Source organism: Prosthecobacter sp., from assembly GCF_044378005.1.
Taxonomy (GTDB): domain Bacteria; phylum Verrucomicrobiota; class Verrucomicrobiia; order Verrucomicrobiales; family Verrucomicrobiaceae; genus Prosthecobacter.
On the sequence record NZ_JBILYB010000058.1, the window covers coordinates 24,422 to 37,170 of the forward strand.

The 12,749-nt window shown below is 62.3% G+C and carries 10 protein-coding genes and 1 pseudogene; 10 read left to right on the forward strand and 1 reads right to left on the reverse strand.

Translation table 11 applies throughout. The features are described from left to right. The first annotated feature begins 38 nt into the window (after positions 1 to 38). Entirely contained in the window at positions 39 to 1,382 is a 1,344-nt protein-coding gene (locus AC6FTP_RS13020; protein WP_497207352.1) for a Gfo/Idh/MocA family protein, read from the forward strand. Positions 1,383 to 1,418: 36 nt separating this feature from the next. Here the strand turns inward: AC6FTP_RS13020 and AC6FTP_RS13025 are convergent, their stop codons facing one another. After that, complete coding sequence (locus tag AC6FTP_RS13025; RefSeq protein WP_497207353.1) at positions 1,419 to 2,414, reverse strand: mevalonate kinase family protein; 996 nt, start codon at positions 2,412 to 2,414, stop codon at positions 1,419 to 1,421. Positions 2,415 to 2,582: 168 nt separating this feature from the next. Here AC6FTP_RS13025 and AC6FTP_RS13030 point away from each other — a divergent pair, with 168 nt between their 5' ends. The 9 genes and pseudogenes from AC6FTP_RS13030 to AC6FTP_RS13070 all read left to right on the forward strand — a co-directional run. Continuing rightward, entirely contained in the window at positions 2,583 to 3,431 is an 849-nt protein-coding gene (locus tag AC6FTP_RS13030) for a hypothetical protein (protein WP_497207354.1), read from the forward strand. A 42-nt stretch (positions 3,432 to 3,473) separates the two neighbouring features. Further along, positions 3,474 to 4,415 (forward strand): AEC family transporter, encoded by a 942-nt coding sequence (locus tag AC6FTP_RS13035; protein ID WP_497207355.1) that lies wholly within the window; start codon positions 3,474 to 3,476, stop codon positions 4,413 to 4,415. Between the two features lie 18 nt (positions 4,416 to 4,433). Next, entirely contained in the window at positions 4,434 to 5,063 is a 630-nt protein-coding gene (locus tag AC6FTP_RS13040) for a GNAT family N-acetyltransferase (RefSeq protein ID WP_497207356.1), read from the forward strand. A 55-nt stretch (positions 5,064 to 5,118) separates the two neighbouring features. Next, positions 5,119 to 6,036, forward strand: coding sequence for an alpha/beta hydrolase fold domain-containing protein (locus tag AC6FTP_RS13045; protein WP_497207357.1), 918 nt, complete (start codon positions 5,119 to 5,121; stop codon positions 6,034 to 6,036). 63 nt (positions 6,037 to 6,099) lie between these two features. Next, positions 6,100 to 6,759, forward strand: coding sequence for a TetR/AcrR family transcriptional regulator (locus AC6FTP_RS13050; RefSeq protein ID WP_497207358.1), 660 nt, complete (start codon positions 6,100 to 6,102; stop codon positions 6,757 to 6,759). An 11-nt stretch (positions 6,760 to 6,770) separates the two neighbouring features. Further along, positions 6,771 to 7,853 carry an efflux RND transporter periplasmic adaptor subunit gene (locus tag AC6FTP_RS13055; RefSeq protein ID WP_497207359.1) on the forward strand — a complete coding sequence of 361 codons (1,083 nt, stop codon included), beginning with the start codon at positions 6,771 to 6,773 and terminating at the stop codon, positions 7,851 to 7,853. A 12-nt stretch (positions 7,854 to 7,865) separates the two neighbouring features. Then, positions 7,866 to 10,991, forward strand: a complete 3,126-nt coding sequence (locus AC6FTP_RS13060) for an efflux RND transporter permease subunit (RefSeq protein WP_497207360.1) — start codon at positions 7,866 to 7,868, stop codon at positions 10,989 to 10,991. An 8-nt stretch (positions 10,992 to 10,999) separates the two neighbouring features. Next, entirely contained in the window at positions 11,000 to 12,391 is a 1,392-nt protein-coding gene (locus AC6FTP_RS13065) for an efflux transporter outer membrane subunit (protein WP_497207361.1), read from the forward strand. 64 nt (positions 12,392 to 12,455) lie between these two features. Continuing rightward, positions 12,456 to 12,749 (forward strand): annotated as a pseudogene (locus AC6FTP_RS13070) (hypothetical protein); the annotation flags it as partial.

Here is a 12,749-nt window from a genome sequence, read left to right on the forward strand (position 1 = left end):
AATGATGAAATCCATCGTTCACTCCGTTTTCTCCCGCCATGAATACCCAACCTGCCCCTCTCTCTCGTCGTCGTTTTGTTGGTGCTGCCGGTCTTGTCGCCGGGAGCATGATCACTCGACCTCTCTTTGGTCAAAACGCCGCCAGCAACAAGCTCAACGTCCTGCTGATCGGCGTGTGGGGCCGAGGGCTGGCGCACTATGACTCCATCGCGGAGGAAAATGTGGTGGCGCTCTGCGATGTGAATGAAGACCGCTTCCCGGACGCGCTGAAGCGCTTCCCGACGGCGAAGACCTACGTCGATTGGCGCAAGGCGCTGGATCATCCGGGCTTGGATGCCGTGGTGATCTGCACGACGGACCACACTCATGCCTTCATCGCCAATTGGGCGCTGAAACGCGACCTGCATGTCTATTGCGAGAAGCCTCTGGCCATCACGGTCAACGAAGCACGCACGGTGCGCGCGACCTGGGAGACCAAGAAGGGCAAGCTGGCAACTCAGGTCGGGATGCAGCGGCACGCCCAGCCGAATTTCAACCGCGTGAAGGAACTCATCCGCGATGGAGCCATCGGCGAGCTGAAGGCCGCCTATGCCTGGGGCAACCGCCAGATCGCAAAGCCCGGCTACTTCCCCGAGGCAGGTGCTCCGCCGAAAGGCTTCCACTACGATCTGTGGCTCGGGCCTGCGCCTTTCCACCCCTACAATCCGGCCTACTTCTCCGGAGGAGCCGGGGCAAACTGCCTGTCCTGGAATATGTTCTGGGACTTCGGCGCGGGTCAGATCGGCGACATGGGCAGCCACACGATGGATCTGCTCTGGAATGCCGTGGACGCCAAGCTGCCGACCTCCGCTGATGCGAAAGGTGAGGCCTTGAACTCCGACGTGACGCCCGTGAACTGCGAGTCCCACTTTGAGCATCCGGCCAATGACTGGCGCGGGCCGATCAGCGTGAGCTGGTATCAGGGCGGAGCAATGCCGCGCTCGCCGAAGAAGTCGATCGACCTCACTCAGATCGGCCACGGCGCGATGTTCAAGGGCACGAAGGGCTTCATCATCTCCGACTTCGACTCCCGCATCATTCTGCCCTTCGGCGATGACGCGGACATGAGCTATTACAAGCCACGCAAGAAGGAGGAGATGCTTCCCGAAATCGGCCACTTCCAGAAACAGTGGTTCGATGCCTGCCGCGATCCCGCGAAGCCGACTGCCTGCGACTTCGGCTACAGCGCCAACATGATCGAGATGATGCTCCTCGGGCTGGTGGCCTATCGCGTCGGCAAAAAGATCCAATACGATGGCACGACGGGCAAGAGCCCTGACACGCCGGAAGCAGATGCCTTCATGACGAAGGCATACCGCGAAGGCTGGAACATGGACGGCTGATGATCGATCACGAGGCGAGCCGCGAAAGCGGCCGCCTCAGACGATTTGCGGCTTGATCACCGTCACGCTGAGCGGCTCCATCGCAGCCTGTAGCTTCTCAAACATGGCCTCATCCTCGTAGGTGCCGACGATGGCACCGCCGCTGCCTGTGAACTTGGCGCTTGCACCACAGTCGCGCGCGGTTTCGACCATGTCGATGTTTCCCTGGCTGAGTTTGTAAAGCCGACGGCGGAGATCGAAGTTCTCATTCAGCAGCGGGCCGATCTCGCTGCCTCGGCCTTCAACCAGCATGTCGCGCACGCGTTGGGCAAGGTTTGCCCACTGATACATGGCGCTGACGATGTCGCGCTCACCGCGGTTCCAGCGGCCCCGGATGTCGTTGTGAAAGACCTCCGTGCCTTCGCTGAGCTTGTTCGTGAAGGCCACATAGACATTTGGCAGCAAGGCGGGGTCCAGCTCTTCATAGATGCCGTAGCCGAGCTTCTCCACATGGGCGCGATTGAAGTCCATGAAGACCACGCCCTCGTAGCCCTGGATCACGCGGTCCTGCAGTCCGGCGGGGATGCCGAGTTCGTCATTCTCCACGCTGAGGACCAGGCTTGGCAGCAGATGCTTCGGCACATCGACACCGTAAAATTCGATCAAGGCACGCCAGCAGGCCGTGATGATGGCGCTGCTCCCGGCCATGCCGACCTGCGGCGGGATGTCACTGGAGTAGCGGAGGGTGAAGTTCCGCCCGTGGAGCGGGAGATGGTGCTTCGTGCAGTATTCGAAGAAGCGCTTCACGCTGGCCTTCAGCAGGCGAATGCCGCCGTAGTAGCCGTGCTGGCGAACATCGCGGGCCAGGGCGTCGATGCTGCCGAAGACGGAATGATCCCGCTCATTCGGCTCGATGGTCAGCTCGGGCGACTCGAAGAGCGTGACCTCGGCGCCGTAGTTCCTGATAATGAAAGAGATCGTCTTGCCGAAGTAACCGTCGGAGGGATTGCCGACCAGACCGGCGCGGGCATGAGCTTTCTTGCGGATGAGCATGTGGGAGGCTGAAAAAGGACGCGGGGAATGAGCGGGGCTGGCGTAGGGCGCAGAAGCTACGGGCGGGGGAAAATGCGCGCAAGAAGATTGGCGGTCACATTCCTGTGGAAAGCGGGATGCGGCAGCAGCGTTCCCTGCGGCACCATGCGCCCTTTTTTCCCACGATCCATGATCCTGCTACTGGGGGCGCTTTCCCTCGCCTCGTTGCCGGCAGCGACTCCTGAACGCAAGATGCGTGCAGACATCGCCGCCGCCCCTCTGCGTGCGGGCACGGTGCTGCTGGAGGAGCGCGTTTTGCAGATGAACGAAGGCGAATACAAAGTGGAGTCGGCGAAGGGAGTCCAGTCGCTGGCGGCTCGTTACCATCAGCGCGTGAATCTCCGCCGCCGGGTGCAGGGCGCTGAAAACGAAGACGTGATGGTGGAGGATCACGCCGAGGATCTGGCGGTGTACTTCGCCAATCCACCCGCCATCTCCGAGAAGCCCGGCATCCTGGTCCGGCAGCACCTTCACGCACGGAAGCGCCTGGGCGTGTGGATGTATGAACCGCAGGATCGAAAGCCTGAAAACACGCTGAACTCCGCCCTCATCAAACTCAGTTGGCTGACCACGCTGATGGACCTCCTGCCCGCAGGCATCGGCAGCCAGCAACGCAACATCGGAGAGACCTGGAAGACCGAATTTCCAGCCCCACGCGGCAAAGTGAAGAGTGTACCCGTGCTGACAGATTACGAATGCACGCTGGAGGCTGTGGAGGATGTCCGGGGCGAGTCCCATGCCCGCATCTCCGTGCGCGGAACGCTGAAAGTCGAGCAGCCCACCTTTGCCGGAAGCAGCAGCGCGACCTTCACCGCGACGATTCTGCGTCGGCTGAAGGACAAGCTGGATGTCGAGACCACGGTGAACGGCAGCTTTGGCTTCACCGGCCCCGTGACTGCGGAAGAGAACACCCCCGCGACGCTGAAACTGACGCTGCCATACACCATTCGCCGCACGCTGCGCATCGAGCCACGCTGAGGCTTGCCTCGGCATCCGAACGCGCCACCATGCGCGCTCCTCATGCTCGACTTTGCCAGCATCCTCACCGTGGTCCTGCCCGTGTATCTCACGATGGCGACAGGGTTCACCGTGCGGAGAACGGGCCTGCTTCCCGCCGCCGTGGATGCCGGAGTGATGCGGCTCTGCGTGGCGCTGCTGACGCCCTGCCTCATTCTGGAGCGCGTGGTCGGCAATGAATCGGTAATGAAGCCGCTGCCCGTGCTCATTGCTGCCGGACTTGGCTTCGGGCTCGTAGCGCTGGGCATCGCGATCTCCTACTTCGCCGCTCCCCTGATCGGACTGCAAAAGCACGAAGGCCGCCGCACCTTCGCCGTAGCGTCCGGCCTGCAAAACTACGGCTTCGTGGCCATTCCCATCGTCACCGCTTTGTTTCCTGACAAAGGCACACTCGGAGTGCTCTTCACCTTCACCCTCGGTGTGGAGCTGGCCTGCTGGACAGCGGGTGTCGGCCTGCTCACCGGACTCGGCAATGCGCCCTGGAAGTTGGCGCTGAATCCGCCGGTGCTGACGATCCTCTTTTCCCTCCTGCTGAACTTCACCGGGCTGTATGTCCATGTGCCGGATGTCGCGCACCGCACCTTCAGCATGATGGGTGCCTGCGCCGTGCCGCTGGCGGTGCTCATCATCGGTGCCTCCATCGCCGATATCTGGGGCCAGGAGCGCGTGCGCTGGTCCGTGGCGGTGCTCGCACCGCTGTTGCGTCTGGGCGTGATCCCCCTGGCCTTCCTCGCCTGCGCGTGGTGGCTGCCGCTGAGCCTGGAGCTGAAGCGCATCCTCATCGTCCAGGCCGCCATGCCCAGCGCCGTGTTTAATATCATGATCGCACGCCACTACGGCGGCCACGCCCCCACCGCCGTGCAGTGCGTCATCTCCACCACCGTCGTCAGCATCGTCACAACACCGCTCGTCATCGCCTGGGCGGTGAAGGCGATCGGCGTCTGACTTTCACCACCTCCACCCATGTTCCAAGAAGACGAAGAAGACCTCCCCCTCGACGAGCTCTCCCCCCTCATGCAGGCCATCGTGCCGAAGCTCGCCGCCTGCCGCATTCGCGAATATCAGCCTGAAGACTTGGAGGCTTGCCTGGAGGTCTATCGCTCCAACGAACCCGACTTTCTCTCGCCCGAAGGTCTGCAAAACTTCACCGAGTTCCTCCAGACCGGCACCTCCTATTACCTCGTCATCGAGCACGCGGGCGATGTCATCGGCTGCGGCGGGCTGGAGCTTGTCGGGGACTCGGACAACGCCTGGCTCATGCATGGCATGGTGCATCGCGAGTATCATCGTCGCGGCTACGGCACCACGCTTCTGGCCGCACGCATCGCCCTGCTGGAGACGGATGAGCGCCCCATCGAGCTTTGGACCCGCGCCAGCACGCCGGTCATCCCCTTTTACGGACGCTTCGGCTTCCAGTTGGAGCGACTCCAAGTCGAGCGCCTCAACACCCGCCGTGCCCCTCCCGGCCTTTGCCTCCAGGTCGAACCGCAGGACATCCTCGATGTCCGCGACGCCCTCGAAGAACGTTCCATCCGCATCCAACTGGACGATGCGGAGGAAGAGGAAGAAGAGGCCTGGGAAGAGGAAGTCTGAGCCGCTGAAGAGATTCGTGATGGCTCACGGAGCTGCCCGGCGTTCTCATCGGCTCATGAAACGCCTCCTTCTCTCCCTGCTCGTCATCGCCTCCGCAGCTCTGGCAGCTGATCCCAAGCCTGCGGCCAAACCCGCCAGCACCGGTCCGAAGTGGAAAAAGCTCCTGCCGAAGACGCCGGATGGCTTCACTTTCAAGACCATCGAGGTCGCCAAGTATCCCGAGCACACCGTGGAGTTGTTTGTTTATGTGCCTGAAGGCGAAGGCACCTGGCCCTGCATCCTCGACATCCATGGCGGCGGCTGGAAAGCGCGGCAGGTCGAGGCGGACAAACCCATGATGGAAAGGCTGGCCGCGCGCGGCTTCGTCACCGCGATGGTGAGCTATCGCCTCTCCACCGAAGCGAAGTATCCCGCCGCCATCCACGACTGCAAAGCCGCGCTGCGTTGCCTGCGCGCCCACGCGAAGGAACTCAAGATCGACCCCGAGCGCATCGGCTGCATGGGCGGCTCCGCAGGCGGGCATTTGTCCGGATTCACCGCCATGACCACCGGCCTGCCCGAGTTCGAGGGCGAGGGGCCTTTTAAAGACCAGTCCAGCGCCGTGAAAGCCGCCATCGTCATGGCCGCCACGCAGGACATGCTGGCGGCGAATGCCGAGAAGACCAACGAAGGTGCCGTGCTTTTCTTCGGCAGCACCGCGCAGGAGAAGTCGGAGCTGTTCAAAACCGTCTCGCCCATCACTCACGTCCGCGTCGGCGTGCCGCCCACCATCTTCATCGAGGGTGAAAGAGACTCCCTCAAAATCGGCCGAGCCGAGATGATGGAGAAACTGAAAGCACTCGGCATCGAGACCTCTGTCCACACACTCAAGGACGCTCCTCATCCCTTCTGGATGAGCGACCCGTGGTGCGCCGAGACCGTGGACATCGCCGCCGCCTTCTTCAAGAAGCACCTCGGCGATCCGGTGAAGTAACGGCCAACAACCCCCTTGACCAAGCGACCTCATGCGCCGAGTTAAACACCTGTTTATAAACGCATGTCTAAAAACTCTGCTCCACGCGAACGCGACCCCGAGGCACGGCGGGAGCGTCTCCTGCTGGCGGCGATGCAGATCTTCGCTCGTGATGGCTTCGATAAAGGCAGCCTGCGGCAGATCTGCCTGAAGGCGCGGGCGAACCTGGCCTCGGTGAAGTATTACTTCGGCGACAAGCAGGAGCTCTACCGCGAGGTGCTGGTGGAGAGCCACCGCCGTGCGCTGGAGCATGAGCCGCAGGTGACGCTTAGCAGCGACACGAAGCCCGAGGAGACGCTTCGTTTATGGATTCGTTTCTGTCTGCGCTTCATCTTGCTGAAGCGCGCCTCAAACCCTGTGCTCGGCCAGCTCGTCGCTCATGAGATGCGGCAGCCGACGGCGTGCCTGGGTGAGTTTTTAAAACTCGTGGTGCGGCCATTCCATGAAGAGCTGCATCGCATCATCGCCGCCGTTTTGCGCAAGCCGGAGCCCGACTTACAATGCGAGATGCTCGCGCATCACATCGTCGGGCTTTGCGTCCACTTCGATCACGGACGCGTCTTCATCGACCGCCTCGGCCCGCCTGTGCCGAAGACTGAACCTGACATCGAGCGACTCGCCTCTGGCATCGCAGACTTCGCGCTTCATGCGCTCGCCGGCCTTCGTGCCGATGCCAAAAAATGACTCCTTTGCCTATGAGACCTTCTGTTATCCAAGCTGCCATCGTCGCGATGCTCAGCATCACCGCCTGCCACAAGCCACCACCTGCGGCGGAAAGCGCACCCTCATTGCCACCCGCGAAGCCCATCGAAGTGAAAGCCGCGAAAGCGGAGCTGCGCCTGATGCCGCGCTTCCTGCGCGTGACGGGGCAGCTCCAGGCCGAGTGGGATGCCATGGTCGCCTCCGATGCGGCGGGCAAAGTCGAGTCCACGCCTGTCGAACGCGGAGCCGTGGTGAAGGCGGGCGATGTGCTCGTGAAGCTCGACGAACGTGTCGCGCAAATGACGCTGCGTGAAGCCGAAGCCTCCGTGGTGCTGGCGAAAGCGCAGTCCGAGCTTTCCGGTAGCGAACTCCAGCGCAACCAACCTCTCGCCGAATCCAAGGCCATCGCCCAGGCGGACTTCAATCGTCTGCGCACCGACACCGCCGCCAAAGAAGCCCAGCTCGCCGCCGCAGAAGCGCGCCGCGACATGGCGGAGAAGTCACTCAAAGACGCCGTCATTCCCGCGCCCTTCGCAGGCACCGTGGCGGAGCGTCTCGTTTCACCGGGCGAGTATGTGCGGCCTGGTCAGGCCGTGGCGCGCGTGGTCGATACCGCCACGCTGCGCCTCGTTGTGAACGTTCCCGAAGCGGCTGTTGGCAAAGTGAAGCCGGGGCAGCTTGTCGAGTTCAGCGTCTCGGCCTATCCAAAGGTGAGCTTCCAGGGTAAGATCAACTTCATCGGCGCTGCGGTGCGTGAGGCATCACGCGATCTGCTTGTCGAAGCTGCCGTGGACAACCAGGACGGGCGCTTGAAGCCAGGCTTGTTTGCCGAAGCGCGGCTCATTACCGGCGATGAAAAAGCCGTCGCCGTGCCCGCTGCCGCGCTACGCATCGAGGGCACGCGGCGGAAGCTTTTCATCATTCGCAAAGACCAGCTCGAAGAACGCCTCGTCGAGATAGGCGAGACTCGGGAGGACTGGATCGAGATCCGCCAGGGTCTTGTTGATGGTGAGTCAGTGGTGCTCAACCCCAACGAGAGTGCCGCCGATGGCGCACCTGTCGTTCTCAAACCCTAACTCACGAAGCACATGCAGTGGCTCGCCGCCGTCTCCGTTAAACGCCCCGTCTTCGCCAGCGTCATCGTGCTGGTGTTCGTCGTCGTGGGTGTGCTGGGTTACACCCGCCTTCCCGTGGACCGCTTTCCGAAAGTGGACTTCCCCACGGTGTCCATCACCACGCGGCTCGTCGGCGCCACACCGCAGGAGATCGAAACGCAGATCACCGACCGCATCGAAGAGGCGGTGAACACCGTGAGCGGCATCGACCAGCTCCGCTCGGTCTCCAGCGACAGCATCTCGCAGGTCTTCGTGGTCTTCCTTTTGGAAAAGAACGTCGATGTCGCCGCGCAGGAAGTGCGCGACCGCGTGAACCGCATCATCGCCACGCTGCCGGATGATGTGGACACGCCCATCGTCGAGAAACTCGACCCCGATGCCACGCCCATCCTCAGCATCGCGCTCGTCGCGGACAAGCCAACGCGCGACATCACCGAGTATGCTGACAAGGTCCTGCGACGTCGTTTGGAAAGCGTGCCCGGTGTAGGTCAGGTGACCCTGCTCGGCGGGCAGAAGCGGCAGATCAATATCTGGCTCGATCCCATCCGCCTCCAGTCCTTCAATCTCACCGCGCTCGATGTGCAGCGCGCGCTGATGATGCAGAACGTGCAGATCCCCTCCGGCATGGTGAAGAATGCCGCGCACGAGGCAGGACTTCGCATCGTTGGCAAGGCCGAGAACCTTCAGGACATTCAGCGCCTCGTCATTCGCGAGGCTGGCGGAAGCCTCGTGAGATTGAGCGATGTCGCCCGCGTCGAGGACAGCGCCGAGGAGCTGCAAAGCGTGGCCCGGCTCAATGGTGTGCCGACAGTTACGCTCTCGCTGCGGAAGCAGTCGGGCGAGAACACCATCGCTGTCGTCGATGCCGTCACGGAGCGCATTGATGAACTCCGGCCCTTCCTGCCCAAAGGCTACGAGGTGAAGATCGTGCGCGACAACTCCCTCGTCATCCGCACCAGCACGGATGCGGTGAAGGAGCATCTCGTCCTCGGCTCGCTCTTCGCGGCCATCGTCGTGCTTTTCTTCCTGGGCAATGTGCGCGCCACCTTCATCTCCGCGCTCGCCATCCCCACGTCCATCATCGCCAGCTTCGGCATCATGTGGGCGGCGGGCATCACGCTGAATTCCATCAGCCTCATCGCGCTCGCACTCGCGGTCGGCATCGTGATTGATGACGCCATCATTGTCGTGGAGAACATTTTCAGGCACATCGACGAAAAGAAAACGTCGCCCTTCCAGGCCGCCATCGACGGCACCAAAGAGATCGGCATGGCGGTCATGGCGACGACGCTTTCACTGCTGGCCGTGTTCGTGCCCGTGGCCTTCCTCAGCGGCATCGTTGGCAAGTTCCTGAGTAGCTTCGGCTACACCATGGCCTTCGCCATTGTCGTGTCCCTCATCGTCAGCTTCACCCTCACGCCCAGCCTTTCCGCACGAATGCTCAGCATCATGCGCCCGAACTGGCTGGAGCGTTCCATGGCCAAGCTGGTGAATGTTTTCTATCATCCGCTGGAGGCGCTCTACATGATCGTGCTGCGCTTCTCAATGAGGCATCGCTGGCTCGTCGTGCTGCTTTGCCTCGGCTCGCTGTATGCCATCGGACCGCTGATGAAGAAGGTGCAAAAAGCACTGCTGCCGCCGAATGAAGAAGCGCAGTTTCAAGTCACGCTGCGCACCGCTGAAGGCACCAGCCTCGCAGCCACAGACATCACCGCCGAGCGTGTCGCACGCGACATCCGCAGCCTGCCCGGCGTGGCCTACACGCTCATGAGCATCGGCGACAACGACCAACGCACGCCGAACCAAGCGAGCATCTACGTCAGCCTCATCGACCCAGCTTTGCGGCAGGAAACCCAGCAAACGATGATGGACCGCGTGCGCACAGAGATCATCCCAAAGTATCCCACTGAGCTGCGACTGAACGTGCTCGAAGTGCCCGCCTTCAACACCGGCCAGTCCAGCGCGAACATCCAATATCTCGTCGGTGGTCCTGACCTCGACCGCATCAGTCAGGCGGTGGGCGCGGCGATGCCGGACATTCTTAAAATCCCCGGCATCCGCGATGTCGATACCACGCTGGTCAGCGGCAAGCCCGAGATCCGCGCGGTGGTGGATCGCAGCAAGGCCGGGCAGCTCGGTGTGAACATCGCCGATCTCTCCGCCACGCTGCGTTTGCTCGTCGGTGGTGCGGATGTCTCGACCTACGATGAAGGCGGTGAGCAGTATGACATCCACCTGCGCTCCGAGGAACCCTACCGCAACAGTTCCGAAGCCCTGCAACTGCTCTCCGTGCCTTCGCTCAAAGGCCCGCCTGTGCCGCTCTCGAATCTCGTTTCACTCACGCCACGCGAAGGTCCCGCGCAGATCGACCGCGCCAATCGTCGCCGCCAGGTCACCATCACCGCGAACCCCGCGCCCGGCTTCGGTGAATCTGAGATCATGAGCGAGATCGAAGCCATCCTGAAACGGCAGAACCTGCCGCCCGAATACGCGATGGGTCCCGAAGGCAGATCGAAGGAACTCAAGCGCGCTGGCATCGCCTTCGTCACCGCATTCTCGATGGCCTTCATCTTCATGTATCTCATTCTCGCCGCGCAGTTCGAGTCGTGGATTCATCCCTTCACCATCCTCATCGCACTGCCGCTCACGCTGCCCTTCGCCATCTTCTCACTCATCGTTTTCGGGCAATCGCTGAACATCTTTTCCACGCTCGGCATCCTCGTGCTTTTCGGTGTGGTGAAGAAGAACGGCATCCTTCAGATCGACCACACACTCCAGCTCCGCGCGCATGGCATGAACCGGCTCGATGCCATCCTTCAGGCGAACAAAGACCGTCTCCGCCCCATCCTCATGACCACCGCCGCCTTCGTGGCCGGCATGATTCCGCTCATGCTTTCCAAAGGCATCGGCGCCGCTTTCAACACCGCCACCTCCGGCGTCATCATCGGTGGTCAGACGCTTTCGCTTTTGCTGACACTGCTCGCCACACCGGTCTTCTATTCGCTGCTCGATGACGTCGTCGAATGGCGTCGCCGCCGTGCTGAGAAGCGCGCTGCTCGTCGCTCGGCTCGTGAAGATGCTCTTCCCATTCCTGCCTGATTTTTCTCATGTCACGTCTTCTGCTCATCCCCCTCGCTTTCACGCTGAGCGCCTGCCTTTCCGGCCCGAACTACGAGAAGCCCGACCTCACGCCCGTGATGCCCGCCCAGTGGCGCTGGCAGCCTGCTGTGCCGAAGGATGATCTGCCGAGAGGCGACTGGTGGAAGGCCTTCCACGATGCCGAACTCAACCGGCTCGAAGAGCGCGCTTTGGCGAACAATCAAAGCCTAAAGGCCGCCGTCTCGCGTGTCGATCAAGCCCGCGCCGCGTCGCGCGGCACTGCCGCCGAGTTCTTCCCCGACATCCGCATCAAGTCGAACAGCAAGCGCGAGCGCACCTCCGGCAATCTGCCCACGCCCGTGCCCGTGAGCATCCCCTCTTCACACATCAATACCTTCCGCGACGTGCTCGACCTCAGCTACGAGATCGACTTCTGGGGCAAAGTCCGCCGCACTTATGAATCCGCCCGCGCTCAGTCGCAGGCCAGCATCGCTGACTACCACGGCGTCATGCTCACGCTCACCAGCGATGTCGCCTCCAGCTATTTCCTGTTACGCGCCTACGATGCCGAAGTCACCGCGCTGCGCCAGACGAACGAACTCCGCACCCGCTCGCTCGGGCTCATCGAGCAGCGTTTCAAAGCAGGCACCATCCCCGAGGTCGATCTCGCCCGCGCCCGCACCGAGCTGGCCACGGGCAAAGCCGAACTCGCCGATGTGAAACGCCTGCGTCAGGAGACCGCGGACATCCTCGCCATCCTTTGCGGCGAACCCGCGAGCACCTTCACCATCGCCGAGCGCCCCATCTCCGGCTCACCTCCCGCCGTGCCAGCTGGGATTCCCGCCGAGGTGCTGGAACGCCGCCCCGATGTCGCCGCTGCCGAGCGACTCGTCGTCGCGCGCAATGCCGAGGTCGGCGTGGCCACCTCGTATTACTTCCCCTCCATCAAGCTCACGGGCGAAGCAGGTTTCCTCAGCCTGAAATCCAGCTCCCTCTTCAGCGCTGACAGCAAAGTCTGGTCCATTGGCCCCGAGATCAGCCTGCCGCTTACGGGCTACGTCCTCATCGGTTCCCGAGTTCGTCAGGCCAAAGCCGCACGTGAAGAAGCTATCGCAAACTATCGCCAGGCCGTGCTCGGCGCGGTGAAGGACGTGGAAACCAGCCTCACGCAGATCCGCAGCCGCCGCGAGCAGGCTACAGCGCAGAGTGAAGCCCTCGCCGCCGCCACCCAGTCCACCGCGTTGATCCGCTCCCTCTACGAAAGCGGCAGCCTCAGCTACCTGGAGCTGCTCGATGCCGAGCGCACACTTCTCCTGCTCCAGCGCCAGAGCGCCCAGATCACCGCCCAGCGCTTCGCCGCCACCGTCCGCCTCATCAAAGCCATGGGCGGCGGCTGGTGAAATCAGACTTCGCGGTGAGCGAGCTTGCACCGATGTAAGCGCCTGTCACACTCGCGCTCCATTTATGTCCACCATCGTTGTTGCCCAGAAAAACGGCGTCGCCTGCATCGGCGCTGATACCATGAGTTCGCTCGGCTCGCTCCGCCAAAAGGCCAATCACGTCGTCAACAAGACGAAGATCACCAAGGTCGGCGACACCTTCATCGGCCTCACCGGCACTTCGACGAGCCTGGTGGTGATGAACAGCTACTTCGCCAACCCCGAGCGCCCGCGCGACTTCTCCAGCACTGCCGCCATCTTCGAGACCTTCCGCCACGCCCACCACTGGATGAAGGCCGAGTACTTCATGTCCACCATG